Genomic DNA, 643 nt, shown 5'->3' with positions numbered 1-643 from the left:
TTTTTTGTTTCTTTCGGTAAATGTAGAAATAGTTTTCTTTTTTCTTTTAAAATTGTTAGAGTTAGAAAACCATTTTTTTTCAACTTTCTAATTTTTTTTTTTAGKTTTTTAAAAATAGGTTCAAAAAGTGAAAGCTCTTTTCGGGGAGAACCAAAAGGAAGTTCAGCTTCCATTCCCCAAACTGTTAAAAMACAAAAATCATTTTTTTGTCTTTTCTTTTTTATTGGATCTTTAGAAAGGAATTTAAACTTAGATCTGTGCCAAGGTTGTAGTCGAAAAGGAAATAGGATCTTTATTTGAATACCGTCTGTTAACCAGTTTTTCGGAAATTCTGTTTCTGATAATTGAACTCCATTATAGGTGCATTTAACATGCATTTCTCTATTCCAATCTTTTAAATCCTCAGACCATTCAGGAATTTGAAAWRATAGCATACGAATGATRTTTKTAGCKATKATTAATGAAGGCAATAGAATATATCTTAGAAGAATCGATTGAATTACTCAGACACAGCCTCTGATTGCTTGAGCAAAAATAATGCTATCCCAGGTTTCGGCTATTTCTTCCTCAGACCATTCTTCTCTTTTGTCTTCTTCTCGTCTGTTTTTGATTTCTTCTTTTTCTTTTTTGTCACTTTCTTTTG

The 643-nt window shown here is 30.2% G+C and carries 1 pseudogene; it reads right to left on the bottom strand.

From position 1 onward, the window contains the following. Nucleotides 1-611 (bottom strand): annotated as a pseudogene (locus ELS82_RS27970) (hypothetical protein); the annotation flags it as partial. Between the last annotated feature and the right edge of the window lie 32 nt (nucleotides 612-643).

The sequence above is a fragment of the Vibrio ouci genome, assembly GCF_004551525.1.
Taxonomy (GTDB): domain Bacteria; phylum Pseudomonadota; class Gammaproteobacteria; order Enterobacterales; family Vibrionaceae; genus Vibrio; species Vibrio ouci.
The sequence above is the reverse complement of the archived record's forward strand: the minus strand, read 5'-3'. Positions and strand labels throughout refer to the sequence as shown.